Source organism: Alkanindiges illinoisensis, from assembly GCF_004377485.1.
Lineage (GTDB): Bacteria > Pseudomonadota > Gammaproteobacteria > Pseudomonadales > Moraxellaceae > Alkanindiges > Alkanindiges illinoisensis_A.
Map to the genome: position 1 here is coordinate 52,571 of NZ_SNTY01000008.1, position 26,550 is coordinate 79,120.

General features: G+C 45.7%; 22 protein-coding genes and 1 pseudogene. 15 read left to right on the forward strand and 8 right to left on the reverse strand.

The genetic code is table 11. The features are described 5' to 3' along the window. The first annotated feature begins 8 nt into the window (after window positions 1–8). The 4 genes from E2B99_RS01950 (at window position 9) to E2B99_RS01965 (ending at window position 3,649) form a co-directional block, all read left to right on the forward strand. Window positions 9–461, forward strand: a complete 453-nt coding sequence (locus tag E2B99_RS01950; RefSeq protein WP_134243317.1) for a bacteriohemerythrin — start codon at window positions 9–11, stop codon at window positions 459–461. Between the two features lie 276 nt (window positions 462–737). Further along, the gene (locus E2B99_RS01955; RefSeq protein ID WP_134243318.1) at window positions 738–1,814 is read left to right on the forward strand and encodes a hypothetical protein; all 1,077 of its coding nucleotides are present in this window, start codon (window positions 738–740) and stop codon (window positions 1,812–1,814) included. Window positions 1,815–1,832: 18 nt separating this feature from the next. Next, window positions 1,833–2,156: an RnfH family protein gene (locus tag E2B99_RS01960; protein WP_134243319.1), complete on the forward strand. Its 324-nt coding sequence runs from the start codon at window positions 1,833–1,835 to the stop codon at window positions 2,154–2,156. A 194-nt stretch (window positions 2,157–2,350) separates the two neighbouring features. Then, complete coding sequence (locus tag E2B99_RS01965) at window positions 2,351–3,649, forward strand: FAD-dependent oxidoreductase (RefSeq protein WP_134243320.1); 1,299 nt, start codon at window positions 2,351–2,353, stop codon at window positions 3,647–3,649. Between the two features lie 90 nt (window positions 3,650–3,739). Here E2B99_RS01965 and E2B99_RS01970 read toward each other — a convergent pair whose 3' ends face one another. Then, window positions 3,740–4,138: an outer membrane protein assembly factor BamE gene (locus E2B99_RS01970; RefSeq protein ID WP_134243321.1), complete on the reverse strand. Its 399-nt coding sequence runs from the start codon at window positions 4,136–4,138 to the stop codon at window positions 3,740–3,742. Between the two features lie 116 nt (window positions 4,139–4,254). Between E2B99_RS01970 and fur the strand changes: the two genes are divergently transcribed. Further along, window positions 4,255–4,692 carry a ferric iron uptake transcriptional regulator gene (gene fur / locus E2B99_RS01975; RefSeq protein ID WP_026471023.1) on the forward strand — a complete coding sequence of 146 codons (438 nt, stop codon included), beginning with the start codon at window positions 4,255–4,257 and terminating at the stop codon, window positions 4,690–4,692. Window positions 4,693–4,899: 207 nt separating this feature from the next. On the opposite strand, the gene E2B99_RS01980 is transcribed toward fur, so the two are convergent. Continuing rightward, window positions 4,900–5,361, reverse strand: coding sequence for a winged helix-turn-helix transcriptional regulator (locus E2B99_RS01980; RefSeq protein ID WP_134243322.1), 462 nt, complete (start codon window positions 5,359–5,361; stop codon window positions 4,900–4,902). Between the two features lie 279 nt (window positions 5,362–5,640). On the opposite strand from E2B99_RS01980, the pseudogene E2B99_RS01985 reads away from it, so the two are divergent. Next, window positions 5,641–6,422 (forward strand): annotated as a pseudogene (locus E2B99_RS01985) (metal-dependent hydrolase). A gap of 99 nt (window positions 6,423–6,521) precedes the next feature. Continuing rightward, window positions 6,522–6,953 (forward strand): PaaI family thioesterase, encoded by a 432-nt coding sequence (locus E2B99_RS01990; protein WP_134243323.1) that lies wholly within the window; start codon window positions 6,522–6,524, stop codon window positions 6,951–6,953. Window positions 6,954–7,034: 81 nt separating this feature from the next. Here the strand turns inward: E2B99_RS01990 and E2B99_RS01995 are convergent, their stop codons facing one another. Continuing rightward, complete coding sequence (locus E2B99_RS01995; protein WP_134243324.1) at window positions 7,035–8,159, reverse strand: PilT/PilU family type 4a pilus ATPase; 1,125 nt, start codon at window positions 8,157–8,159, stop codon at window positions 7,035–7,037. A 39-nt stretch (window positions 8,160–8,198) separates the two neighbouring features. Then, window positions 8,199–9,236: a type IV pilus twitching motility protein PilT gene (locus tag E2B99_RS02000; RefSeq protein WP_026471018.1), complete on the reverse strand. Its 1,038-nt coding sequence runs from the start codon at window positions 9,234–9,236 to the stop codon at window positions 8,199–8,201. A gap of 125 nt (window positions 9,237–9,361) precedes the next feature. On the opposite strand from E2B99_RS02000, the gene E2B99_RS02005 reads away from it, so the two are divergent. From E2B99_RS02005 to E2B99_RS02035, 7 genes are all read left to right on the forward strand, one after another. Beyond that, the gene (locus E2B99_RS02005; protein WP_134243325.1) at window positions 9,362–10,054 is read left to right on the forward strand and encodes a YggS family pyridoxal phosphate-dependent enzyme; all 693 of its coding nucleotides are present in this window, start codon (window positions 9,362–9,364) and stop codon (window positions 10,052–10,054) included. A 72-nt stretch (window positions 10,055–10,126) separates the two neighbouring features. Beyond that, window positions 10,127–11,857 (forward strand): type I restriction-modification system subunit M, encoded by a 1,731-nt coding sequence (locus E2B99_RS02010; RefSeq protein ID WP_134243326.1) that lies wholly within the window; start codon window positions 10,127–10,129, stop codon window positions 11,855–11,857. Then, a complete protein-coding gene (locus E2B99_RS02015) occupies window positions 11,847–13,292 on the forward strand; it encodes an AlbA family DNA-binding domain-containing protein (protein ID WP_134243327.1) in 1,446 nt (481 codons plus the stop codon). The genes E2B99_RS02010 and E2B99_RS02015 overlap by 11 nt, the downstream gene beginning before the upstream one ends. Beyond that, on the forward strand, window positions 13,289–14,596 hold the full coding sequence (locus tag E2B99_RS02020; protein WP_134243328.1) for a restriction endonuclease subunit S: 1,308 nt from the start codon (window positions 13,289–13,291) through the stop codon (window positions 14,594–14,596). Before E2B99_RS02015 ends, E2B99_RS02020 begins: the two co-directional genes overlap by 4 nt. After that, window positions 14,593–15,300 carry a DUF3800 domain-containing protein gene (locus E2B99_RS02025; RefSeq protein WP_134243329.1) on the forward strand — a complete coding sequence of 236 codons (708 nt, stop codon included), beginning with the start codon at window positions 14,593–14,595 and terminating at the stop codon, window positions 15,298–15,300. Before E2B99_RS02020 ends, E2B99_RS02025 begins: the two co-directional genes overlap by 4 nt. Beyond that, on the forward strand, window positions 15,300–15,800 hold the full coding sequence (locus tag E2B99_RS02030) for a hypothetical protein (protein WP_134243330.1): 501 nt from the start codon (window positions 15,300–15,302) through the stop codon (window positions 15,798–15,800). The genes E2B99_RS02025 and E2B99_RS02030 overlap by 1 nt, the downstream gene beginning before the upstream one ends. A gap of 249 nt (window positions 15,801–16,049) precedes the next feature. Further along, window positions 16,050–19,205, forward strand: coding sequence for a type I restriction endonuclease subunit R (locus E2B99_RS02035; protein ID WP_134243331.1), 3,156 nt, complete (start codon window positions 16,050–16,052; stop codon window positions 19,203–19,205). A gap of 22 nt (window positions 19,206–19,227) precedes the next feature. On the opposite strand, the gene E2B99_RS02040 is transcribed toward E2B99_RS02035, so the two are convergent. Beyond that, entirely contained in the window at window positions 19,228–22,845 is a 3,618-nt protein-coding gene (locus tag E2B99_RS02040; protein WP_134243332.1) for an AAA family ATPase, read from the reverse strand. 10 nt (window positions 22,846–22,855) lie between these two features. Further along, the gene (locus E2B99_RS02045; RefSeq protein ID WP_134243333.1) at window positions 22,856–24,160 is read right to left on the reverse strand and encodes an exonuclease SbcCD subunit D; all 1,305 of its coding nucleotides are present in this window, start codon (window positions 24,158–24,160) and stop codon (window positions 22,856–22,858) included. Between the two features lie 53 nt (window positions 24,161–24,213). Between E2B99_RS02045 and E2B99_RS14695 the strand changes: the two genes are divergently transcribed. Then, complete coding sequence (locus tag E2B99_RS14695; protein ID WP_205669622.1) at window positions 24,214–24,366, forward strand: hypothetical protein; 153 nt, start codon at window positions 24,214–24,216, stop codon at window positions 24,364–24,366. Between the two features lie 31 nt (window positions 24,367–24,397). Here E2B99_RS14695 and E2B99_RS02050 read toward each other — a convergent pair whose 3' ends face one another. Beyond that, window positions 24,398–24,802: a hypothetical protein gene (locus E2B99_RS02050; RefSeq protein ID WP_134243334.1), complete on the reverse strand. Its 405-nt coding sequence runs from the start codon at window positions 24,800–24,802 to the stop codon at window positions 24,398–24,400. Window positions 24,803–25,037: 235 nt separating this feature from the next. Then, a complete protein-coding gene (locus E2B99_RS02055) occupies window positions 25,038–26,042 on the reverse strand; it encodes a TIGR04086 family membrane protein (RefSeq protein ID WP_134243335.1) in 1,005 nt (334 codons plus the stop codon). Window positions 26,043–26,550: the final 508 nt, after the last annotated feature.

Below are 26,550 nucleotides of genomic sequence, written 5' to 3' on the forward strand. Positions count from 1 at the left end.
AAACAAACATGGCAATAATGTGGTCACCCGACCTAGACACCGGCATTGAGGTGATTGACCGGCAGCATCAGCGCATTGTGGAATATATCAACCAGCTTGAGCACACCAAGAATCACCATGACCGTAATGTGATGAAACAGGTGCTGGATGATCTGGTGGACTATACCCAGTCGCACTTTGCCTTTGAAGAAAGTTTGCAGGAAGAAGCAGGCTACAAATATGCCAAGCCGCACCAGAAAGTGCATCAGCTTTTTATCAAGCGCATTAATGACTATCAGGAGCGTTTTAACCGGGGACAGGACATTACCGATGAGCTGCATCAGGTGCTGGTGACATGGTTAATTAACCATATCCGCCGTGATGATGCTGATTATGTTGGCTCGGTGAAGCAAAATATGATTGGTGTGATTAAGGCGCAGGAAGCCAAAAACAAGAACTGGTTCCAGCGTTGGTTTTCATAGCAAGTATTGTCTAATACCAGGATCCTGCATAACAGCAACAGGGATAATAGGACAGGGAAGTCCAGTTTAAGTTTAGGATTTAAACAAGCGCTAAACTGGTTTTAGACGTACTGTCTTTATAAGAAAAATAATCTTTGGCAATTTCTGGTTTCGACGATTCTCTGCTTTCAAGCGCATATATTTTGGTCTAAAAATGTAAAAAAAACCGTCATTAATAAGCGTTTTGCATTAGCATTGGCGCAGTTAAAAACCAATGTGATGTGGAATACAACGCCCATGAATTCACCCGTAATATTGCGCGCAAGCAGCATATTGGCTGGCCTAACCATGACCTTGTTGCTGGCTGGCTGGATTGTTCCATTTATTCAGTTTAGCAGTGCCAGCCAGTTTGATTTCTGGTCGGTCTGGCTGCTGTGTATGGTTATTCTGGCGCTGCCATTTAGCCTGCTGGAAATTGCACTGGCCAAGCGCAGCAAGGCAACACCTTTACCTGCCCTGATGGTACTCACCCGCGAAGCCGATACCAAACCAGCGTGGCGGATTACTGGCTGGATAGCAGCAGCCGTAATGGTGCTGCTTAGCGGTGGCTTGCTATATCAGTCGGCCAGCATGCTGTTTGAGGGCATGGGCCATAGCCCGGATGAGATGATGGGTTATTTATCCATTGGCCTGATTGTCGCAGGCGTGGTGTTGTCATTTGTGCCACGCGCTGTGCTGATTATTGTGGCTAGCATTGCGGTCATTATTGCCAGTATTTTAAGCTTTATGCAAATGGGTGTGGGCAACTGGCAATGGACTGCTTTTAGCTTAAAGGAATGGGCATGGGCGGTGAGTCTGGCGCTGATTGCCACAGGTTTGGGCTATGGCATGTACTGGCAGCTGAATGCCAGCCAGCCAGTTGAAAAAGCCAGCAAAACTGCATTGCCAATCTGGGCAGGCCAATTGCTTGGCGGTGTAATGATTGCTGTGATACAGGGCTTTCATGGCACACAAACTTTATGGCTATATGCCATTGCGTTGCTGGCTGGTGCAGGATTTTTAATTTCATTGCTACGCGAACAACTCCACGCGCGCGGTTTAAATATTGCGCTGCAATGGCTATTTGTACTGGCTGGCCTGCTGTTATGGCTGGTGCCCATGCAGCCTGTACTGACCACGTTAACTGTCATTCTGGCACTAGTGGTATGCCTGCTGTATGCCATTTTTAGTGGCTGGATGATGAAAATTAGCCATTTGCGCAAGGCACTCAATTTTGAGCAGGAAGGGGTGTATAACCTGTGGCGCATTGCTGTGCGTGTGCTGATTCCACTGGCGATTATTGTGGCTCTTATTGGTCTGGTTTTACCGGCTTAACTCTTCAGGACAAACTGCATGGCTGAGCAAATCACCCAGGATAAAAAAATAGTGCAGGTGGCGTATGTAGATGCCACCGGACAATATCTGGTGAGTCTGGACTGGCAGGAAGCACTAACCGCCATGCAGGCGCTAGAGCAATCCGGCTTACTGGCAAAACTGCCTGCCGGACAAGCTTTAGCTGTGGGTGTATTTGGCATAAAAATCGACCAGCCTGAGCAGTATCTGTTGCAGGCTGGTGACCGGCTGGAAGTTTACCGTCCGCTCACCCGTGACCCAATGGCAGTGCGGCGCAAGCGAGCGCAAGCGCACCCAGTAGGGCGCTTAAAACGCAAGCTGTAACCCATAAAACAACATCATATTTAAAATCATTCGCTGGCTTAATATTAAAAAAGTTTACTTGCCTAAGCGGTAAAAAATAGCAAATCAAATGATAACTTCAGTCCAATTATTGCTGCATAATTTGCCAGAAACCTTAAGGTTTCTTCACTCAGAATTGCTACACTACAAACACAATAAACTCTGATAACTGAATAATGAAAAAACAGCATATTGCCATTATTGGTGCAGGCACTGCCGGACTGGCACTCGCGCGCATTCTGGCGCACCAGCAGCATGAAATCACAATCATTGAAAAAGCCAGTGAAATGGAAAACGTCGGGGCAGGGATTTTGCTGCAACCCGCCGGGCTGGCCGTATTTGAACATCTGGGTGTACTGGATGAAGCGCTAAAGCTGGGTTGCCGCGTGAATGGACTCGAAGGCCAACTGGCTAATGGACATTTGCTGGTCAACAGTCATTATCGCGAAGTAGCACCACACTGTTTTGGTTTGGGCATGCATCGTGCCAGCCTGTGTCATGTGCTGATGCAAAACCTGCAACACCCCAGTAATAATAGAGAGATGATTCACTGGCACATGGGCACAGAAATTAGTGAAATTGTGCCCTCGGGCCAGCGTATGCAGCTTATCGGTCAGACCAGCAATCAGCACGCATTCCAACAGACTTTTGACGCCGTCATTATTGCCAATGGTGCGCGTAGCCAGTTGCGGCCAAAGCAATGGGTCAAACTGGACAAGCCTTATCCGTGGGGTGCTGCATGGTGCATTGTGCCTGCTTGTACTACGCTAGATGGCAATATTTTGCACCAATTCTATGATGGAGCCAGTACCATGATGGGTATTTTGCCAACCGGTGCTGTGCCTCAGCAGACTGATCAGCCCTTATCCAGTGTGTTCTGGAGTATGCCCACGCCGCATATATCTAGCTGGCTAAAAGACAATAGCAACCGTGATATTTGGTTAAAATCCGTAGAGCAGCGCTGGCCAGTGGCAGCGGAGTGGCTAGCGCAAGTCGTGGTTTCGCATCAGCAATGGCTACCTGCGCATTATCGCGATGTCGTGCTCAGTCGCTATGGGGAAGGGCGAATTGGTATTATTGGCGATGCAGCCCATGCCATGAGTCCGCAACTGGGACAAGGCGTTAATATGGCCTTACTGGATGCCTGGGCACTGGGTAAGGCAATTGGACAGGCCAGTGAGTGGGACAAAGTCTGGGACAATTATCATCAGCAGCGCTTAAGTTCCATCCGATTTTACCAGTGGTTAAGCCGTACGCTTACCCCATTTTATCAATCGCACCGACGCGATCTGGGCTGGCTGCGTGATGCCGGATTTAGCTGGATGTACCGTATTCCATGGCTACGCAAGCAAATGGCGCATATCATTGCCGGGATTACGCGCAATCCATTGCATGACATGTCTCTGCAAGAAATTTCAAGGCCATTGATTGAGCAACAGTCGATAGACAGTAATATAACCAGCGTGCAGGTATGACGTACCTGCAATTATATAACGTACAGCCCTAAAAAACGCCAGACCGGATTTAGCCCGTCTGGCGTAGAACTGAATGCTAAATCCAGGAAATTATAGCGGCGGCGCAGACAGGATGGCATCCTTGCTTTGTGGCAGGCCGGGCTGCTTTTCAGGCAGGGTTTCCAGACCTTCAATCCGGGTGACAATGCCCTGAGCATCAAAATAAACCCGTAAATGCTGGCCGGAAGTGGCAGGCAGTTTGGCCTTGCGTGCATAAGTACCGGGAATGTAATTATACAGGTAGTCCCAGCGATCTGGATTCAAGGTATCCGTAATGGCTGGTGAGCCCAGCAGGAAACGTACCTGTTGCTGGGTCATCCCTACTTTAATCTGTGCGGCCTGTGCTTGCGTCAATGGCGTACCCTGCGGCACATCAATTTTGTAAACACCAAACACAGAACAACCCGAAATGATGGATGAGGCAAATAAAGCCAACATGATTTTTTGCATTTTGCTACACTATCCCGTTAAATAACGATGCACACGGCGTAAAGGTCGATCATACTTTATTTGTGATTTAATTGCCCGTGACGTGTCAACAATAGATTACATTGAGAGACATATTTATGCCAATCACCAATCAGGACTTGCGTAAGGCTGGCCTAAAGGTAACCCTGCCACGCATCAAGATTTTAGAGTTACTGGAAAACTCAAGTGATCATCATTTAAGCGCAGAAGATATTTATAAAACGCTACTGGAACAGGGCGAAGATGTTGGCCTGGCAACCGTTTACCGGGTGCTGACCCAGTTTGAGGCTGCGGGCATTATTGAGCGTCACCACTTTGAAAACAATCATTCCGTGTTTGAAATCATGCAGGAAGACCACCATGATCACATGGTTTGTCAGAGCTGCAACAAGGTTGTGGAATTTACCAATCCGGTGATTGAATCCGAACAGCACAAAGTGGCTGAAAATCTGGGCTTTACCCTAACTGGCCATTCCCTGAACCTGTACGGTTACTGCAATAAGCCCGAATGTCAGGATGCAGCACGTAAAAAATAACTACGCTTGAAGCTGGTTGTTTGTCTTTGCAAAAGCATCTCTGAATTGGCTAGAGATGTTTTTTGCAAATCTGGTCAACATTAGCCTAAAACATGATAAAGCATTGTCCAAAGCCAGAATCGTTACCAAATACTAACAATTTAATTTTTATCATTTCTCTTCATCAAGTTAGCTAGCACTGTGTTCTTGTGTAAAAATGCTAGGTACTTAACTACTTTGCTGGATGTCTTCAAATACCGGCAGCATATCGCGAGCATTTAATACTTCACCGCATGCTGAACAGCACATCTCGGTTTGGGTCTTTTTGCCACAGCTTTTGTGAATATAGGAAACTGAGGCAAATTCACCTTGGTCATTGAGCCAGGAATTGCCCCAGTGACTAATGGCTAAAATGATGGGATACAGCGCCAAACCGCGTTCAGTAAGCCGATATTCATAACGTTTTGGGGCTTCCTGATAGGCCACTTTTTCCAGAATTTTGGCATCTACCAGTCGGTTCAAACGTTCTGCCAGCACATGGCGTGTTATTCCAAGCTGCTTTTGAAAATCATCAAAGCGCCGGATTTTTAAAAAGCAGTGCCGGATAATCAGTAATGTCCACCGATCACCAAAAATTGCCAGACTGCGTGCGATAGGGCAATTTAATTCACCTTGTTCTTGCCATTTCATGCCATACCCTCCGTGAGTTGATTTTAGCATAACTCTGCTTTCTGGTATCCCCATGGGCCAGTGCTGTCCTGATTTGATATTCACAGCAATTTACGAAAAACCTACTCTGGCCTATAAGTTCTAAAAAGCAACTTAAGTTTTTAATAAATTGTTTATTACCAAAATACCCTTCGTTCCAATGAGGTTATGACCATGTTTCACTCTGTATCAGCACCTACAAAGAAAAGCATTCCAACTAAAATCAGCCGCACTAAAACCAATCTAACGCAAGCCAGGCAGATGCAAGCCAAGCCATCATTTCCGGTACGGCGAATGGATTATGAGTTTGCCGCCATGCCACGCTACTGGTTTGCCAATGAACCCTCCTTAACCCATCTGTTTACTGGCATGTCGACCTTGTTTCCTGAGAGAGAAGCCTACTTTATGCGCTCGGTACGCGCCTTGCGTCACCAGATTCAGGATAATCCGCAACTGGACAAGGACATTGGTGCGTTTATCGGGCAGGAAGCCATGCATTCGAAGGAGCATCATGCCTTTCATCAAAGCGCTGAGCAGTTTGGGCTTGACCTGGCGTCAATGGAAAACGCAACTGGCTTAATCCTGAAAACCCTTGAAAAGTTATTAGGCAAAAAGTGACCATGATGGACAGTGTCAATGAACTGATGACCGATGATACCGTGCGTAATTTATGGCTATGGCATAGTGTGGAAGAAACCGAGCATAAGGCGGTTGCTTTTGATATGTACCAGCATTTATATGGATCAGGGTTAGATGCCTACTTGCACCGAATCATGATATTTAGTTTTGCATTGCTGATGATTACCAGCATGATGATGGGCTACACCGCAGTGCTGATGAAGCGTGACAGGCAATTGCTCAACCTGAAATCATGGAAAAAACTGGGCCAGATGATGGTGAGTAGCCACAAAATTTTCATTCCCAGGTTTATGGATTATTACCGGCGTGATTTTCATCCTAATGATACGGATGAAAGTGAGCTGGTTGCCAGGACTAAAGCCAAGCTTGGCCTGTTAAAACCAGCAGATGCTCTTGCTTGTTAATACTACTGCTACGCCTATGAGCCGTAAGTATTTTTACTATCAATCTCTTATTAACAAATTTATCTATTATTGATTTATCACTGAGCGGAAAGTTACCCCATGAATCCAAAAGAAATGACTGGCTTGCAAATTATGCAGGCGTTTGCCCAAGGCCTGTTTCCAACTCCTGGAATTGCCAAAACCATGCCGATGGCACCTGTGGAAGTAGAGCAGGGTCGTGTGGTGTTTACAGCAACAGCCAATGAAAGTCATACCAATCCACTGGGCGGCGTGCATGGCGGTTTTGCTGCAACCGTGCTTGATTCAGTCACAGGCTGTGCCACGCATACAGTGCTGGCGGCTGGTGAGAGTTATGGCACCATTGACTTAAATATCAAGATGTGTCGTCCCATTCCGTTTAACAAAACGCTGCGTGCTGAAGGCAAGGTAATTAATGTCAGTAAAAGTCTGGTCATTTCCGAAGGCTATATTCGGGATGAAAACGATAAAATTTATGCATTTGCCACTGCAACCAATATGATTATCCGCTAGAAAAGCAGTAAAAATCAGACATGAAAAAAGGCGATAGCACATGTTATCGCCTTTTTTTGTCGCAGGTGAATACCTAAAAAACTATTCGCTATCCTCAATGGCCAGACCTTTGGTGGCCTGATCCAGAAAGCGGGTATCGGCATTTTTGCCCAGCTTGATCATCAGGCGCAAATCATTGGGTGCGTCGGCGTGCTTGATGGCGTCCTCATAGGTGATTTCACCGCCCAGATACAGGTCATACAAAGCCTGGTCGAAAGTCTGCATGCCCAGTTCGCGCGAGCGTTTCATTACATTCTTGATTTCATGGATTTCACCCTTGCGGATGTAATCGGATACCAGCGGTGTATTGATCAGCACTTCAATACAGGCGCGGCGTGCCTTGCCATCCGGGGTTGGAATCAATTGCTGGGCTACCAGCGCCTTCAGGTTGAGCGACAAATCCATATAAAGCTGGCCATGACGATCCGCTTCAAAGAAGTGAATGATGCGATCAAGTGCCTGGTTGGCATTGTTGGCGTGCAGGGTTGCCAGTACCAGGTGACCCGTTTCAGCGAAGGCAATGGCATAGTCCATAACTTCGCGGGTACGGATTTCCCCAATCAGGATGACATCCGGCGCCTGACGCAGCGTATTTTTCAGGGCAATTTCAAAGGATTCGGTATCAATGCCCACTTCGCGCTGGGTAATGATGCAACCGGAATGCTGGTGCACAAATTCAATCGGGTCTTCAATGGTAATAATATGACCGCGTGAGTTCTTGTTGCGATGACCAATCATGGACGCCAAAGAGGTAGATTTACCCGTACCGGTAGCGCCCACAAAAATGATAATGCCGCGCTTGGTCATTGCAAGGTCTTTGATGACTGTTGGCAGTTTGAGGTCTTCTACCGAAGGAATATGGGTTTCAATCCGGCGCAACACCATGCCTGGCATATCACGCTGCACAAAGGCACTCACGCGAAAACGGGCGGTTTCATCCTTATCGGTAATGGCAAAGTTGCATTCACGCGTTATGCGGAATTCTTCCCGCTGCTTGTCAGACATCACGCTATTAATCAGCTGGCCAACTACTTCCGGGCTTAAGGCTGTCTTGGTGACTGGAATAATCTTGCCATTGATTTTCATTGATGGCGCAACACCCGCAGTGACAAACAGGTCTGACCCGTTTTTTTCGACCATCAGTCGCAATAAATCATTAAATTCCATGATACATCCCTGTGATGCTTACGAATAAGGTGAAAAAAATCAGGTAAAACTTTCTGGAACTTTAGCTGCACTGCGTGCAGCTGCCGGGCTAATTACACCTTTGGCTACCAGCGTTTTTAAGCTTTGATCCAGTGTCGTCATACCATAGCCTGCACCAGTCTGGATTGCAGAATACATTTGGGCGACCTTGTTTTCACGGATCAGGTTACGGATAGCCGGAATACCAATCATGATTTCATGCGCTGCCACACGACCACCGCCATTTTTCTTGAGCAGGGTTTGTGAAATTACTGCCTGCAATGATTCAGATAGCATTGAACGAACCATATCTTTTTCTTCGGCCGGGAATACGTCCACTACACGGTCAATGGTTTTGGCGGCTGAGGTGGTGTGCAGGGTTCCAAATACCAAGTGGCCGGTTTCGGCAGCAGTCAGCGCCAGGCGAATGGTTTCAAGGTCACGCATCTCACCTACCAGAATAATATCCGGGTCTTCGCGTAGCGCTGAGCGTAGCGCTTCATTAAAGCCATGCGTATCACGGTGCACTTCACGCTGGTTAATCAGGCATTTTTTTGGCGTGTGTACAAATTCAATCGGGTCTTCAACGGTGAGGATATGGTCAAAACGGGTATTGTTAATATAGTCCAGCATGGCAGCCAGTGTGGTAGATTTGCCAGAACCTGTTGGCCCGGTTACCAGCACAATACCGCGTGGATAATCACTGATATCCTTAAAAATCTGGCCGAGTCCCAGATCATCCATGGTTAGGACTTTGGATGGAATCGTCCGGAAAACCGCACCTGCGCCACGGTTCTGATTAAAGGCGTTAACACGGAAACGCGCAATGCCGGGAACTTCAAAGGAAAAGTCGGTTTCCAGAAATTCTTCATAGTCACGGCGCTGCTTGTCATTCATGATGTCATAAATCAGCCGGTGAACTTCCTTGTGTTCCATTGCTGGCAAATTAATACGGCGTACTTCGCCATCTACCCGGATCATGGGCGGCAAGCCTGCCGACAAGTGTAAGTCTGATGCACCATTTTTGGCAGAAAATGCAAGTAATTCGGTAATATCCATGTAAACCTCGTAATGCTTAAAGCAAATCGATGGTTAAAATGACTGATGAGGTGGCAGCGCAAAAATAATGCGTTATGCTAGGTCACCGGGCACATTCCATCGCGTCTTTTATCTATAGGCAGATCATGACTGATTTTGCGCTAAAACGGCAACAAATACTGAGTAAAATTGAAGCGGCTTGCAAAAAAAATGCAAGAAAATTTGAAGATGTTCAACTTTTGGCCGTCTCCAAAACCCATCCGGCAGAAGTGCTACGTGCAATGCATGCCGCAGGCCAGTGTCGCTTTGGTGAAAACTACTTACAGGAAGCATTGAGTAAACAGGAGCAATTGCAGGATTTAGACCTTGAGTGGCATTTTATTGGTCATGTGCAGCGCAATAAAACCAAGCCACTGGCAGCACATTTTGACTGGGTACATGGGGTAGACCGGCTGATTATTGCCGAGCGATTATCAACTCAGCGCCCGGAAAACCTCAAGCCATTAAATATTTGCATTCAGGTCAATATTGACGGGCAGGACAGCAAGGATGGCTGTGTGCCAGCGGAAGTTCCAGAGCTGGTGCAGCAAATCAGCCAGCTTGCCAACATTCGCCTGCGTGGCCTGATGGTAATTCCAAAACCAGATAATACGGTTGCTTTTGCTGACGCCAAAACATTGTTTGATGAGGTAAAGGCACAGCACACCAATCCTGATGATTGGAATACCTTAAGCATGGGTATGTCGGGCGACTTAGAGGATGCAATTGCTGCGGGTTCAACGATGGTGAGAGTAGGGACGGCATTGTTTGGAGCGCGTGACTATAAACTGGACAAATGACCTGTCCGTGTTGACCTATACTTCATAAAAATTTCTAGCACGCCATTGTTTATTTATTTTATAAGGCAACCCATGAATCAACTTGAGCAAAAATTTCTGAATAACCTGGACGACAAACTATGGAAAGCCGCCGATAAATTACGCAGCAGTCTGGATGCCGCCAACTACAAGCATATTGTACTTGGATTAATTTTCCTAAAATATGTATCAGATGCCTTTGATGAACGTCAGTCTGAACTCAAGACTCTATTTACACAAAAAGATGACAACGACATCTACTACATGCCGCGTGATCATTACCACAGCGAAGAAGAATATCAACAGGCGATAAATGATGAACTGGAAATACTGGATTATTATCAGGAAAAAAACGTATTCTGGGTGCCCAAGGCAGCACGCTGGTTAACTATCCGCAGTGCTGCAGCGCAAGCAATTGGCGCTATCATTTGGCAGGACGAACAGGGGCAGGACGTTAAACTGCGCTCGGTATCCTGGCTGATTGACAACGCCTTTGATGACATTGAAAAAGCCAATCCAAAACTAAAAGGCATTTTAAACCGTATCGGACAGTACCAGCTAGACAACGACAAATTACTGGATCTGATCAATACCTTCTCGGATACCAGTTTTAGCCAGCCGGAATATCAGGGCGAAACGCTCAGCCTGCATAGCAAGGATATTTTAGGCCATGTGTACGAATACTTTTTAGGCCAGTTTGCCCTGGCAGAAGGCAAGCAGGGCGGCCAGTATTACACGCCCAAAAGCATCGTCACTTTAATTGTTGAAATGCTACAGCCCTACAAAGGCCGTGTGTATGACCCAGCAATGGGTAGCGGCGGATTTTTTGTGTCCAGTGAAAAATTTATTGAGCAGCACGCACAGGAAAAACACTACAAGGCGTCTGAGCAAAAAAAGCATATCTCTATTTATGGGCAGGAAAGCAACCCGACCACCTGGAAGCTGGCGGCCATGAACATGGCGATACGCGGCATTGATTTTAATTTTGGTAAAAAGAACGCCGATAGCTTTTTGGACGACCAGCATCCTGATTTACGTGCTGACTTTGTGATGGCTAATCCACCGTTTAATATCAAGGACTGGTGGCATGCCTCATTAGAACACGATGTGCGCTGGCAATACGGCACACCACCACAAGGCAATGCCAACTTTGCCTGGATGCAGCACATGCTGCACCATCTGTCCCCTACCGGTAGTATGGCGTTGTTACTGGCTAATGGTTCCATGAGCTCCAACACTAACAACGAAGGCGAAATCCGTAAGAACCTGATTGAAAAAGACTTGGTGGAATGTATTGTCGCTTTACCAGGGCAATTATTTACCAACACGCAAATTCCAGCCTGCATCTGGTTTTTAACCAAGGACAAAAAGAACGGCCTATCGCTGGATAAAAAGAAAGCCAACCGCGCAGGCAAAACCTTGTTTATTGATGCCCGTAATTTGGGCTATATGAAAGACCGGGTATTGCGTGACTTTAGCGATGCGGATATTGCCAAAATCACCCAGACCTTACACGCATGGCAGCAAGGGGAGAATTTTGCAGGACAAGCTTATCAGGATGAAAAAGGTTTTTGTTTCTCGGCGGAGTTAAAAGATATTCAAAAACACGACTATGTGCTGACACCGGGGCGTTATGTAGGTGCAGTGGAACAGGAAGATGATGGCGAACCGTTTAGCGATAAAATGCTGCGCTTGACCACTCAGCTAAAAGAACAATTTGCACAAAGTGCGGTGCTGGAAAGCGAAATTAGAAAGAACCTAAAAGGCTTGGGCTATGAGTTCTGATCATCCCTTATGGCTGGAAATCCAGAAGGGTGAAAGCAAAACACTGGAATTTAAACAGCAATTACCCAAAGGCCAGCACATTGCCAAAACCTTAATTGCTTTTGCCAATAGTAGTGGCGGTAAGTTGATTATTGGAGTCACTGATGATCGGCAGCTCATCGGTATTCAGGAAGATATCTTTGAATTACAAGATAAAATTACCTCCATGATTTATGAGCTGTGTGCCCCACAACTTGCAGCGCAAATCTATATTGAGAATATAGAGGGCGTAGAGCTATTGGTTGTGGAAGTCGCACGAGGTAGTTTATTTCCGTATTACCTTAAATCTGTCGGGCGTGAGCAAGGCACCTATATCCGCCTTGGTGCTAGTAATCGGGTTGCTTCGCCAGAAAACATTCAGCAATTGGAATTACAACGACTCAATATAAGTTTTGATGCGTTAACCAACTTTCAATATCCTTTAAAAAAACTAAATTTAATGCCATTAGAAACCGCTTTTAAAGCTGCGGGGAAAGCACTGACTTTAGAAAAAATGCTCAATCTCAAGCTGGTGATCGAAGAACAGGGACAGCATTATGCCAGTCACGGTTTATTGATACTGCTTGGTGAATATGAACATGTGATGACTCAGTGTGCCCGATTTAAAGGCACCAATATGAGTGTGTTTTTAGACCGTAAAGAATATACGGCCGATCTATTTTCTCAAATTGAGCAAACCGAAATCTTTATTAAAAATCATTTATCTTTACGAGCCGAAATTCGTGGCTTAAAGCGTTATGACTATCTGGAAATTCCAGAAAATGCCATGCGCGAGGCTTTGGTCAATGCCTATGTGCATCGGGATTACAGCAATTTTGGGCGTAATATCAAAGTGGCTGTGTATGATGATCTGGTCAATATTGTGTCGCCGGGTGGATTGCCCAATGGTTTAACTCAGGCAGATTTATTGCAGGGGCGTTCGGAAATTCGGAACCGGGTGCTGGCTCGCGTGTTTCGGGAGCTAGGTTATATTGAGCATTGGGGCAGTGGTCTGCAACGGATCAAGCAGATGTGTGAAGCTGAAAAACTGGCAACGCCTGAATTTTTAGAGACTAATGATTTTTTTGATGTGAAGTTATACCGTCCTGTGATTGAGTTGGAAGGTGGTGCAATAGGTGGTGCAATAGGTGGTGCAATTGATCATTCAAGTGGTGTAATCGAGGATTTAGGTGGTGCAATCGAAGCAAATCAACTCACCGAACGCCAACAAGAAATTTTAGTTTTAATTCAGCGTAATCCGAAAGTTTCTTATCGCTCTTTGGCAGAGCAACTCGGCATTAATCAGTCTGCCTTACAAAAGCATCTGAATCATTTAAAAGATGCAGGCTGGATCGAGCGTGTTGGTGGTACTCGTGGTCACTGGATGATTAAGAAAGAATTTGGGGGTATGGAATGACTATGTTAAAAAACATTCCTTTGAGAGAAGTTGCTAATTTTAAATATGGTAAGACAATAAGAAAACAAGATATTTCAGCCAATGGTTTATATCCTGTGTTTAGTGGGTATCAAATAGTAGGTTTTGATTCTAAATACGCTTTTGAGGAGCCACAATTAGTTATTGTCTGTCGAGGAGCAGGCGGGACAGGTGATATAAAAATGTCTCCTGCAAAATGTTCAATAACAAATTTAGCAATAGTTATAAATTGCGATAAAGAAATTATTGACCAGAATTATTTATATTGGGTTTTAAAGTTATCAGATACCTACAGTCTTCGTACAGGATCGGCGCAACCACAAATTACAATTGGTTCATTAGAAAATTTTAGAATAGAAATAATTGAAGATATAAATACGCAAAAGAAGATATCTAAAATTCTTTCTGACTTAGACGACAAAATCCATCTCAATAACCAAATCAACCAAACCCTAGAATCTATCGCTCAAGCCATTTTTAAAAGTTGGTTTATCGACTTTGACCCTGTACGTGCCAAAATTGCAGCGAAGCAAGAGGGTAAGGACCCTGAACTTGCCGCGATGTGTGCTATTAGTGGGAAAAGTGAAGCTGAGCTTGAGCAAATGGCAGCGGAAGATTTTGCTGAGTTACAAGCGACGGCTGCACTTTTTCCTGATGAGTTGGTCGAAAGTGAATTGGGGGAAGTGCCGAGGGGGTGGAGGGTTAAACCATTAGATAAAATTGCTCATTATCAAAATGGATTAGCTTTACAGAAATTTAGACCTGAAAATGAACATGAGTTTTTGCCGATTGTAAAAATTGCACAATTAAAATCAGGTATAGCTACAATAGAGGAAAAAGCATCGCCTAATATTGATAGTAAATCAATTATTAATAATGGTGATGTGGTTTTCTCTTGGTCAGGTTCATTAATGGTTGATATTTGGTGTGGTGGAAAAGCTGCATTAAATCAGCATTTGTTTAAAGTCACATCAAATGATTATAAAAAATGGTTTTATTATTATTATACAAAACATCATTTGATCGAGTTTCAAAGAATTGCACAAGCAAAAGCTGTAACAATGGGACATATTAAAAGAGAGCATTTATCACAAGCATTATGTATCGTTCCATGTGATGAACTATTGGAAATAGGAAATCTATTAATTGGCAATCAGTTGCAGAAACAAATTGAGTTGCGGCTAGAAAGTAATAGTTTAGTAAAAGTTAGAGATACTTTATTACCAAAGTTGTTGTCGGGTGAGGTGGATGTATCAGAGTTGCAGATTAGGGATGATGTAGCATGAGTACCTACAATATTTACTGTGATGAAAGTTGTCATTTACCAAATGATAATCAAACTATTATGATGTTAGGATTGATTTGGTGTCCTTTAGATAAAACTAGAGAAATTGCAATTAGATTAAGAGAAATTAAGGCAAGACATAATCTAGCAAGTGACTTTGAAATAAAATGGACAAAAGTTTCGCCTGCAAAAGTTTTATTTTATCAAGATATTATTGATTATTTTTTTGATGACGATGATTTGCATTTTCGAGGTGTAGTTATTAAAAAATCAGAAATTAATCATGAAAGGTTTAATCAAACTCATGATGACTGGTATTACAAAATGATGTTTACCTTAATTGAACCTGTTTTAAAACCGAATGCCCGTTTTAGAATTTATCTAGATAAAAAAGATACTCGAAGTTCAGATAAAGTACATAAATTACATGATGTACTGTGCAATAAAATATATGATTTTAATCACAATATTGTAGAACGTGTACAAGTCATCGAATCTCATGCAGTAGAACAGCTACAGCTTGCAGATTTGTTACTTGGTGCTGTTGGTTATTTAAATAGAGGTCTAACAGAAAATTCTGCAAAGCAACAACTCATTAACCGCATTAAAAAAAGATCGGGTTATGAGCTTACTCGTTCTACTTTATTAGGAGAAAATAAATTTAATCTTTTCCATTGGCATGGTCGTAATTTGGGAGCTTTTTAATGAGTGATGAGTGGCTACCAGAATTATTACTTTTTAAAGATTCCAATGGCGTATGGTCTGATTACTTAGAAAAGTTACACCAACAATTTATTCTTGATTTTGTTCATAGTGTTCCTCAATGGGAAAATAAACGTGTTGCTTTGAAAAGGCATCCCGAGTATGACGGAAAGAGTGCAACGTTTTGGCACATGATTTCAACAGGTGACGATGAGGCAGAGCGAACACCAGATTTTAGACGTTGTGAACGTATTGCTTGGGTACGTTGTATGATGGATCATTTTTCAGAAACTCCTCATGGGGTCGCAAGCCAAGTTGTATGGTGGAAAGAGAAACGAGGAGCAAAAGAATGGCGTTACGTTTTATCTTTATCGGATTTTAGTTATATGGTTATTGTGGCAGATCGTGGCAATTATGTGTTGCCTTGGACTGCTTATTATGTTGAGCATGAACATCAAAGAAAAAGATATAAAAAGAAATGGCAAGAATTTTGGAAGCCCTAAAAGGCTGAAACCGCCATAATATGACGGTCTCGTTACTCCTTCTACACATGGTAGATGAGCTATACGTATGTTAAGCTAACTTAACTTTTTTGGCAAGAGGCGCTGCAAAAGGACAACATACTTTTCATTTCATCACAAATGGAAGTAGATAATAATTTTAATTTAAGTATTTGATATAAAATATTATTGTTATTTAATTGCAAACGAAAGTAAGTAATTTTAAAAGGCTAATATAAGAGAATTTCAACCATGAACGAAACACAACTCGAAAACCTATGCTTGGACTGGTTTTATGAAAATGGCTGGGAAGTCGTTCATGGTGTCGATATTGCACCTGACAGTAGCACGCCTTTGCGTAAAGACTATAAGCAAGTTCTTATTGAAGCGGATTTACAAGCAGCTTTTGAACGCTTGAATCCGCATTTGCCTGCAAGCTGTTTTGAACAGGTTTGGCAAAAGATAAGCAAGCCTGAAAGCTTGGATTTGGTGACCAGTAACCGTGCTTTTCATCGCATGTTATTGGCAGGTGTGCCGGTCAGCTATAAAAAGCAGGATGAATGGATCAATGACCATGCCTTTTTAATAGACTTCAACCATGTGCAGCAAAACCGCTTTGTGGCAATCAATCAATTTACCATCCAAGGCAGCAAGCAGCCGCGCCGTCCTGATATTGTCTGCTTTATCAATGGTATTCCTTTAGCCGTGCTGGAGCTAAAAAGCCCAACCGATGAACAATGCGATATCTGGGATGCCTTTAACCAGCTACAAACCTACAAGGAAGAAATCCCTGATCTGTTTGTTTTTAACGAAGCCTTGGTAGTCAGTGATGGGGTAACGGCGCGGGTCGGCTCTCTGACCGCCAATCAGGAGCGTTTTTTGCCGTGGCGCACCATTAAAAATGAAGATGATAAACCTGTGTTAGAGTGGGAGCTGGAAACACTGGTGCGCGGCTTCTTTGACCGCGAGTTGTTTCTGGATTACATCCGCTTCTTTGTGCTGTTTGAAACTGACGGCGAGCGCATCATTAAAAAAATTGCCGGTTATCATCAGTTTCATGCCGTGCGTGAGGCGGTGCGGGTGACGCTAATTGCCGCCAGTGAACCGCCTGCTGGCATGGTACAAAGCCCGCGTGCGACCTATGGCCAGCAGGTACAGCGTGGCTCGGGTAAGGCCGGGGTGGTGTGGCACACGCAAGGCTCAGGCAAAAGCATTTCCATGTGCTGCTATGCGGCCAAGATTAGACAGCAACCCGAGATGCGCAATCCCACATTGCTGATTGTCACCGACCGTAATGATCTGGATGGGCAACTGTTTGAAACCTTTAGTCAGGCACAAGAGCTATTAAGGCAAATGCCAGTGCAGGCCAATAGCCGCGATGAGTTGCGTGAACGACTGGCCGAGCGTGCTTCAGGCGGCATTATATTTACTACTATTCAGAAGTTTGCCCTGCTGGATGGTGAAACGGAGCATCCTTTATTAAATGGCCGCCACAATATCGTGGTGATGTCGGATGAAGCGCACCGTAGCCAGTATGGCTTAAAAGCCAAGTTGTCTAGCGATGGAACCTATAAATTTGGCTATGCCAAGCATATGCGGGATGCGCTTAAAAACGCCGCCTTTATTGGTTTTACTGGCACGCCGATTTCCAGCGAAGATAAAGACACCCGCGCGGTGTTTGGTGATTATATTTCCATTTATGACATTCAGGATGCGGTCAATGATGGCGCAACCGTACCAATTTATTATGAATCACGTCTGGCCAAACTGGATATTAACAAAGCTGAAATTGAGGAGTTGTCCGATCAGGTTGATGATGTAGTAGAAGATGAAGAAGATGTCGGCAACCGTGAAAAGACCAAAAGTGAGTGGAGTCGGCTGGAAAAACTGGTGGGCGCTACTCCACGGCTAAAACAGATTGCGGCCGACCTGGTGGCGCATTTTGAAGCTCGAACGGATACCACAGCGGGCAAAGGCATGATTGTCAGCATGAGCCGTGAGATTTGCGTGCATCTGTATAATGAGATTATTACCCTGCGCTCTGACTGGCACGACCCTGACCCTGAGCAGGGCAAAATTAAAATTGTGATGACGGGCTCAGCCTCAGACAAGCCTCTGCTGCAACCACATATTTATAATAAGCAAACTAAAAAGCGACTTGAAAAACGTTTTAAGGATGTGAATGACCCGCTGCAACTGGTGATTGTGCGCGATATGTGGCTCACCGGTTTTGATGCGCCCTGTACCCATACCATGTATATCGACAAACCCATGAAAGGCCATAACCTGATGCAGGCCATTGCACGGGTGAACCGGGTGTTTAAGGACAAGCAGGGCGGTCTGGTGGTGGACTATATTGGCATTGCCAACGAACTAAAACAGGCGTTAAAAACCTATACCGATGCCAAAGGCAAGGGTGAGCCGACCTTACGCGCCGAAGAAGCCTATGCCGTGCTGGCTGAAAAAATGGATGCGCTACGTGGCATGTTTGCCAAAACCACTGAACAGGCGGGTATGGATTTAAGCGCGTTTGAAACTCAGGCACACCGGTTGATTATTCCCGCCGCCAACTATGTGCTGGGCTTAAAGGACGGTAAAAAACGCTTCCTTGATTTGGTGCTGGCATCCAATAAAGCCTTCTCTTTATGCAGCACGCTGGATGAAGCCAGAACACTGCACAAAGAAATTGCCTTTTATTCAGCCATTAAAGCCGTTATTAGCAAGCATACCTCGGTGGATCGTAAGCTGTCACAAGCGGAAAAAGACAGCACGCTCAAGCAGATTCTGGATAATGCGGTAATTGCCGATGGGGTGACCGATGTGTTTGCCATGTGTGGTCTGGATAAACCCAACATTGGCCTGTTATCAGATGAGTTTTTGGAAGATGTGCGGCAAATGCCCTACCGCAATCTGGCAGTTGAGCTGCTGGAAAAATTACTCCATGATGGTATTAAGGCGAAAACGCGAAATAATGTGGTGCAGGAAAAACGCTTCTCTGACCGTTTGCAGGAAACGCTACGCCGCTACAATAACCGGGCAATAGAAACAGCACAGGTTATTGAAGAGCTTATCCAAATGGCTAAGGATTTTCAGGCTGAAATGGCTCGTGAATCTGACTTAGGGTTAAGTACTGATGAAATCGCTTTTTATGATGCGTTGGCCAATAATGAAAGTGCAGTGCGCGAACTGGGCGACGAGACGCTAAAACAGATTGCCCGTGAGATCACTGAAAAACTGCGTAAATCCACCACGGTAGACTGGCAAGTGCGCGACAGTGTGCGGGCGCAGCTTAAAATACTGGTGCGGCGTACCCTGCAACGCTGGAAATATCCGCCGGATAAAGCCAACGATGCCATTGAGCTGGTGATGCAGCAGGCTGAGTTATTGTCGAATTCGTGGAGTAGTTAAGCATCTTATTGCTAAATAGACATTAACCCACCACTTCAATCCGGCTAGCACCAGATCCCTGCGGAATCACCTGAATCTTGACCGGAATGCGCTCATGCATTTCCGTGATATGGGAAATCAGCACCACCTTGCGACCCTGACTTTGCAGGCGATCCAACGCATCCATCACCACATGCAGCGAGCTTTGATCCAGTGTACCAAAGCCTTCATCAATAAATAGAGATTCCAGTTTGGTATTGCCGGACGCCATGTTGGCAATGCCCAATGCCAGCGCCAGTGACACTAGGAAGCTTTCGCCGCCGGATAGCGACAGCACAGGGCGTACTTCATCATTCATGTAATGGTCAACAATGGTCAAGCCTAGCGAATCTTCAATACAGCGCAGCGAATAACGCGGGGTTAAGGCGGCAAGCTGCTGATTGGCCAGCTCAACCAGCATGTGCAGATGAAACTGCTGCGCCAGTTTTTTAAAGGTTGCGCCCTTGGCATCACCAATCAGGCTTGAAATCTTGTCCCAGCGGTGATGCTCGGCTCTGGCTTTGTTGAGTTCAGTCTGATACTGCACGGCTTGCTGTTGTTGTTGCTCATCCTGCATTTTTTTAAGCTTTAGGGCGGTGTATTGTTCATCCATTTGTTGCAAGGTCTGAATCAGATCCAGCATACGGACTTGCAAGTCTTGCATGTTCAGCACTGGCTGACTGGTTAAATGCTGCTGCCATTGCTGTTGATAAACACTGAGCGTATTTTCAGCTTGTTGGCGCTGTTGTTGCAGGCGCTGGCATTGTTCCTGAAGCTGCTGCTTATGCACATAATCACAATGCAGCAATTTTTCAATTACTGGGGGCTGTAACTCAGGATGCTGCTGTTGCCACTGCATAATTTTCTGTTGCACTTGCTGTAGGGCAAGCTGGTTCTTGTGCAAATCCTGCTGTAGATGTTCCAGTTGCTGCTGCACTTTAATGTGCTGTTTTTCTGTCTGCTGCTTAAGCTGGTCAGACTGGTTCAGTTGCTGCTGCTGTTGCTGGTACTGCTGGTGTAGTTGCTGCTGCCAATCCTCGGTGGTGCGCACTGTAAAAGGCGCTGCATATTGCGTAAACACAGCATCAAGTTGCTGCTGGATTTGCTGCTGACTGGCCTGCTGCTGTTTCAGTTGCTGCTGTAATTCAGTGTGTTGCGCCTGTGCATGATGAATGGCAGATTGTAGCTGCAACAATTGCTGGTGCTGTTGTTGCGCCTGTTTTTCCAGTTGTTTGAGTTGTTCCTGGGCTTTGCAGCGTAACTGAATGCTTTGGACAAACTGGCTTGACTCCTCAATACACTGCTGGTGCCATGCCTGTAGCAACGACGGATTTAAAACTTCAATCGTTTGTTGTTCCAGCGTTGCCAGTTCCTGCCGTTTTTCCAGCAGTTTTTGGCCTTGTTCCTGCTGTTTTTCCAGTTGTTGCCAAGTTTTAAGCTGGGCTTGCTGCTGCTGGCATTGCTGTTCCAGTGTGGTTCGGCTGCTGTCGAGTTTGTCCTGTATATCTTTTAGCAACTGTTGGGCAAAACTAAGCTCCGGTTGCTGTTCCAGCTTTTGATAAAACTTGCTACTGATCTTGCAGATTTCATCCAGAATGCCTTGCCGATCATCAGTGGTATGCTTTTGACGGTTGCCAAGCTGGTCAAGGCTGGTTTGCAGGCGGGTAATCTGCTGTTGGAGTTGGGTTTCTTGCTGGCGTGCCTGCTGTAATGCCAGTTCTGCCTGTTGCTGCTGGGCATCCAGTTGCTGGTTAAGGGCATTGAGCAGGTTTTGCGGATCATAAAACGGATGCGCGGTGCTGCCACAAACCATGCAGGGATGATCTGGCATTAGTTGTTGCCGCAATTCCTTAACACTTTGCGCTGTAAACAGGCGTTGTTCATTCAGCAATTGCTGGGTGGTTTTAAGCTGTAACTCGGCATTTCGCGTTTTTTGACTGGCGTGCCGGGCTTCGGCTTGCAGGGTATCCAGCTGTTGCTGTTCGCTGGCTTGTTGCTGCTGCATGGCCAGAATTTGCTGCTCTACCTTGAGCCAGGATTTAAGCTGATCGCTGATCCGCTCGCATGCAGCGTGATGCTTATGCTGCTTTTCCAGTTGTTGCTGGGTTTCATGCAATTGCTGTTCAAATTGCTCAAGACTGCCATGTTGGGTTGTCAGGCTGCTTAACTGCTGGCTAATCTGCTCGAGCTGTTGCTGCTGGCTGGCTATATCCTGCTGAAAAATATTGGGCTGCTGGCGTGTTAATTCTTCACGTAACCGTGCTGCTTTTTGAATGGTTAAAATTGCTGCTTGTGGTTCGGCATCAAAGCAGGCAAATTCCTGCGTTTGTGCCAGAACAGTCTGTTGCTGTAATTGTTGGGTTTGCAAGCGCGTTTGCTGTTGTTCCAGACTGCGTTGTTCAGCCAGTTGTGGTGCCAGCTTTGCGCTTAACTGTTCCAGTTTATCCTGCTGCTGACTAATATGAACATTCAGGCTGGCCAACTGGTGTTCGCAATGCTGGGCAGTTTGCAGTTGCGGTTTCAGGCTTTGCTGCTGCTGTTGCAGGCAATGAAAGACATCCAGTTGCTGTTGATAATGCTGCTGTTGTTGGCTGAGTTGCTGCGCTAGCCCAATTGCCTGTTGTTCAGCCTGTTGCCGGGTTGCTAATAATTCTACCTGTTGCTGTTCAAATTGCTGTGCCTGCAAAAAGCTGGCGCGTACAGGTTCAAATTGTTCCAGTTGTTGCAAAAAGACCATTTGCGGCTGAAAGGCATCCAATTGTTGCTGGGCAGTATTTAGTACTTCTTGCTGCTGGGTAATTTGATGTTGTAATTGCTGCTGCTGGCTGTACCATTCCAGTTGTTTTTCAAGCTGCTGTTTTTGCTGCTGCTGTTCATTCAATTGCTGCTGGGCAGTGTGCAGTTGTTCATGCAAAACTTGGCGTTCAGCATCAGTTAAGGGCAGCTGATCACCTATTTTTTTCTCAATACTTTCTACTTTCTCACGAGCCTGTTTGGTTGCAGCAAACGAAGCCATGCCAATGCGTGAATAAATATCCGAATTGGTGAGATACTCCAGCAGGTCAGCGCGCTCGTTGTCTTTGGCCTTTAAAAATGCAGTCACTTCCGACTGAGCCAGCAGCACTGCCCGGGTAAACTGGTTAAAGGTTAAACCTAGCAACTGGGTAATTTTGTCGTTGCATTCCTTGGTGCGCTCAGAAATGAGTTGACCATCAGTTATACAACGCAGGGCACGCTGCACATCCTGTAATTTTCCACTGGCTTTTAGGCGCGCCCGCTTTACTTCCCAGCGTGCCAGATAATGCTTGCCATCCTGTGCAATAAACTCGACTTCGGCAAAGCCCTGTACGCACCCTCGCCGCAGAATATTCTTGCTGGAATTAATGAGTAGTTCCTCACCACTCACATCCGTAATTTTTTTTAGGCTTTCAGCGTGTTGCAAACGTGGAATCTGGTCAAACAGGGCAAGGCAAATGGCATCCAGCAAAGTAGTTTTACCAGCACCGGTAATACCAGTAATGGCAATCAGCCCCGCATTTTTTAACGGTTCCTGTTCAAAATTAATTACATGCTCGCCAGCAATTGACGCCAGATTAGCCAGCCGCAAACTTAAAATTTTCATAACGGATTATTCATACAGCGTCTGGTGGTGCCATGTTGATAGTGTGATTCTCCACAGCCTTTTTGGTTTCCAGCGCAGTTTGCCCTGTGTCCTGCTGTTCAGCCTGCATGGACAATTGCTGGAAATCCTTCAGCACTTGCGGATCTTCCACAAAACCCAGCTTTTGCCAGAGTTGCTGGAACAGTTCTGCTGGCGTAGGCGGCGCTATTGGCGTTGCCAGGTCATCGCTATCCGGTGCAATTTGCTGGGTCAGTGGTTTGGCCATCCGGCTAAGCCGCACCAGACGGTAATTATCCTGTGGCAAGGCGGCTTCAACTTGCTGCCTGAAATCCGGTGGTGGCGGTGTGTCACTGTAATATTCAATATCAACAAACGCCTGTTGCGCCAGTGGCAGGGGGTTACGGGCTTCCAGCTCTCTGGTTTTTTGCAGCACTTCATCCAGCGTACCCTTGATTTTAAATAAGGGCACACGGCGTGGTACGAGCAAGGGCTGGATAGCAGCTGGACTGTCTGGTTGAAGCTGTACTTTGACAATCTGGTGTTTGTAATTAACTTCACTAAACGACAGCGGAATGGGTGAGCCACTATAGCGGATATGCTCGTGTTCAATACGCTGGGGCCGGTGCAAATGACCCAGCGCCACATACTGGATATCTTCATGGAACAATTTGGTGGATAGGGCTTCGGCATTGCCTACTACAATTGGCCGTTCCGAATCCGAGCTGGTGCCGCCTTGCATGTGGGCATGGGTCATCAGCACCAGCGACTGATCCTTGGTCTTGCGGCGACGTGCTTCTTCAATGAGTTGCTGATACAGCGCTTCGGTGGCCTGAGCCGTTTGCTGATAATCCTGCCCGTTGCCCGTAATTTCAGCCGGACGTAAATAGGGCAGGGCAATACACCAGGCGCAAATTTCACCCTGTGCATTGTGGATGGGGCGCAACAGCTTATCGAAATTAAGCGTATTGTCGTCTAGCCATTCAATCAGACCCACCACATGCGTATTGTATTTGGTCAGCAGCGGTTCAACCTGTTCCAGCCGATGACCCGAATCATGGTTGCCTGCAATCATCAGGATTTGCAAATGGCTCACCTGTGCCTGCGCCTGTGCAATAAACTGGTTCAGTTGCTTTAGGGCAGCGGTGGAGGGATTAACCACATCAAAAATATCACCGGCAATCAGCAGGGCATCCGGCTGGTGCTCACGTAGTTGTTCCAACAGCCAGTTTAAAAAACAGTCGTGCTCATAATGCCGGGAATGATTATAAAAAAACTGTCCCAGATGCCAGTCAGACGTATGAAAAAAATGCAGCATATCCCTTGGTTCGCATTGGCGGGGTAATCTGGTTTTAAGGCTACCAGATTTTGGTGAAACTGGGCTATGCCAAAGCAGAAGAATTTTTTGAATGGATTATTTTTGTGGGCTTAAATCGGTTTAATAGACAGAAAAATAGTTGCTGGCAGGGTGAGCAATCAGGCCATGGCATAGGCGAACATGACCATGGCCTGACTGTAGTTTAATGTGGCAATAAGCCAGATGATCAAACTGCTACTACGGTGTAGTGATAGTGGCGCCTTCTGTAGTGGCAGCGCTGGTTCCAGACATATCACTCGGGCCAATATTTTTGAAGGCCAGCGCACATTTACCAGCCACTTGCTTGCCATCTACAGTCGCATTGACAGAAGAACTGGCTTGGCCGCTACAGGCCTGATCGGCTTCCATTGGATCAATGTTGCGTACACTGCGCGAATTAGGAATATAGCGGTATTCACACGTACCGTTAAACACAACTCCATTCATGGCCAGAGACACAGGAGCGCCCTGTGACTTGCCACGGCACACTTGCTGAAGTTTGGCTGGATTGTACTGGAATGCTTCGCCCATTGGGGCTGCCTGTGCATTGCTCATGGCAACACTGCCTAACATCGCGATACCAACAAGTACTGGTAGTTTCATTGTGTCTTACCTCGTTATTAATACGGTGTAAACAGCCTAAGGGCATAAGTTAGGAGCTTCAAGCTACTAAAGTTTTAAAAAAGTAAACTAATAGGCTGAAATGATTAGAATTTGTGAGATCGTGAAAACTTATATATCCAGCGCTGCTGAGCTTATATCAAATGCGCAAAAGCGAAGCCGGATCAGCTTCGCTTTTGGACAGGCTTGCACCTGTTATTGATAAACCGTGCCGTCGTTATACATTACGGTTAGTGGTAACACGGGTGGTTTCTACAGTACGGATTGCCATACGGCCACCAATGGCAGCAGCAATTGCACCCAGCAGTGAGGCAATAAAGGCCCACAGCGCTGCTTTAGCCGCAGCTTCAGCAGCCTGATCTGCTGCCTGACGTGCTTTGGCTTCAGCAGCCTTGATTTGCTGGCGGGCAGTCTGGTAGGTGCCGATCCAGCCATCAACGGTACGTTCAGCTTCAGCCTGAGTCTGGCCACGGGCAACCAGTACATTCACCATGGCTTCACGGTCAATTGCTTGTACAGTGTCCTGACCCTCACGGAACAGGTTTTGCAGTAACTGGTCTACATTGGCATTTTGCTGTGCAGGTGTAGTATTGGCATTGGCCTGAGCAGTCGCCGCTGTAGTGTCTGCTGCATTTTCAGCCTTGGCTTGCAGGTTTTCCGGTTGCAATTCAGGTTTGCCAGTCTGGCGTAGCAGGGTTTCAGCTTGCTGGCGGATATTATCCAGATTAAAACCATTTTTACGCAGGGTATCATTTGAATCATCATCATTGGAGGCCGCCGCAGTTACTGCTGCGGTGGTACCCAGTGACAGACCATGACCAATCAGGGTGCCTACACCAGTCACAACGCGACCCATTGCCGTGGTAATCAGCAGGGTAGACAAGGCCCAGACCATGACGCCATGCATCAGGCCATCCTTGGGATTGCCATTAGACAGGCGACCACTAACCCAGCCGCCAATAAACATGGCAATAATGGAACTAATAGTCCACCAGACTAAGCCACCAGTTGCAATACCATCCATTGGATTGGCTTCACTGGCAGGATTAATCGTTGCCATGCCAATCGCTGTACCCAACAGCATTAAAAGTACCTGAACCGCTAATGCAACAGCTGTACCGGCAATAATTGCGCCCCAGGAAACACGGTTGTACCACAATGGCATATCACTGACCGTTACGCGGTCATGATGAATATTGCTATGCTGATTTGAAGTTTCCATAAGTCATCATCCATCGGTCAAATAAATTAAGAAGGTAAAATTAATTTAACGCATTGAATTACGACAACAATGTTTTAGTTTTGGGGCGAAACGTTAAGTAAATGTTTCAAAAAGCTGCGTTGTAACACGTACTTACCTGATTAGGGCATAGCATTACATTTTGAAATGGTTGAGTTAAATATCCAGTAGAAAATACGAATAACAAAAACAGAAAATTTTAAGAAAAAACATGAGGAAATGATGTTGATTAGGCAATTAAATACCAAATAAGAACTTGAACAGGCAAGTTGATTCAGCACGGGATAATGGCAATGCTTGAGGCAATGCGCGCTGAGTAAATATTTTTATAAACAATAGACTTCTTTCATAAGTTGTACCAACTCGCCTTCGACAGGCTCAGGCAGCGTTGGTTGAGCTTGTCGAAACCAGACTTATGCAAGAGATCTAATAATAAAAAAGAAAGTATTAAAAATAACGGCTGGCCCTGCTTGCGCATGTGAGAGTTTCA

Coding starts and splice junctions, on each gene's coding strand:
- E2B99_RS02025 (WP_134243329.1), top strand. CDS start 14,593: ATGAGTACCTACAATATTTACTGTGATGAAAGTTGTCATTTACCAAAT.
- fur (WP_026471023.1), top strand. CDS start 4,255: ATGCCAATCACCAATCAGGACTTGCGTAAGGCTGGCCTAAAGGTAACC.
- E2B99_RS02010 (WP_134243326.1), top strand. CDS start 10,127: ATGAATCAACTTGAGCAAAAATTTCTGAATAACCTGGACGACAAACTA.
- E2B99_RS02020 (WP_134243328.1), top strand. CDS start 13,289: ATGACTATGTTAAAAAACATTCCTTTGAGAGAAGTTGCTAATTTTAAA.
- E2B99_RS02040 (WP_134243332.1), bottom strand. CDS start 22,845: ATGAAAATTTTAAGTTTGCGGCTGGCTAATCTGGCGTCAATTGCTGGC.
- E2B99_RS02045 (WP_134243333.1), bottom strand. CDS start 24,160: ATGCTGCATTTTTTTCATACGTCTGACTGGCATCTGGGACAGTTTTTT.
- E2B99_RS01965 (WP_134243320.1), top strand. CDS start 2,351: ATGAAAAAACAGCATATTGCCATTATTGGTGCAGGCACTGCCGGACTG.
- E2B99_RS02050 (WP_134243334.1), bottom strand. CDS start 24,802: ATGAAACTACCAGTACTTGTTGGTATCGCGATGTTAGGCAGTGTTGCC.
- E2B99_RS01970 (WP_134243321.1), bottom strand. CDS start 4,138: ATGCAAAAAATCATGTTGGCTTTATTTGCCTCATCCATCATTTCGGGT.
- E2B99_RS01960 (WP_134243319.1), top strand. CDS start 1,833: ATGGCTGAGCAAATCACCCAGGATAAAAAAATAGTGCAGGTGGCGTAT.
- E2B99_RS01955 (WP_134243318.1), top strand. CDS start 738: ATGAATTCACCCGTAATATTGCGCGCAAGCAGCATATTGGCTGGCCTA.
- E2B99_RS02030 (WP_134243330.1), top strand. CDS start 15,300: ATGAGTGATGAGTGGCTACCAGAATTATTACTTTTTAAAGATTCCAAT.
- E2B99_RS02055 (WP_134243335.1), bottom strand. CDS start 26,042: ATGGAAACTTCAAATCAGCATAGCAATATTCATCATGACCGCGTAACG.
- E2B99_RS01950 (WP_134243317.1), top strand. CDS start 9: ATGGCAATAATGTGGTCACCCGACCTAGACACCGGCATTGAGGTGATT.
- E2B99_RS01990 (WP_134243323.1), top strand. CDS start 6,522: ATGAATCCAAAAGAAATGACTGGCTTGCAAATTATGCAGGCGTTTGCC.
- E2B99_RS02035 (WP_134243331.1), top strand. CDS start 16,050: ATGAACGAAACACAACTCGAAAACCTATGCTTGGACTGGTTTTATGAA.
- E2B99_RS02005 (WP_134243325.1), top strand. CDS start 9,362: ATGACTGATTTTGCGCTAAAACGGCAACAAATACTGAGTAAAATTGAA.
- E2B99_RS01980 (WP_134243322.1), bottom strand. CDS start 5,361: ATGAAATGGCAAGAACAAGGTGAATTAAATTGCCCTATCGCACGCAGT.
- E2B99_RS02015 (WP_134243327.1), top strand. CDS start 11,847: ATGAGTTCTGATCATCCCTTATGGCTGGAAATCCAGAAGGGTGAAAGC.
- E2B99_RS01995 (WP_134243324.1), bottom strand. CDS start 8,159: ATGGAATTTAATGATTTATTGCGACTGATGGTCGAAAAAAACGGGTCA.
- E2B99_RS02000 (WP_026471018.1), bottom strand. CDS start 9,236: ATGGATATTACCGAATTACTTGCATTTTCTGCCAAAAATGGTGCATCA.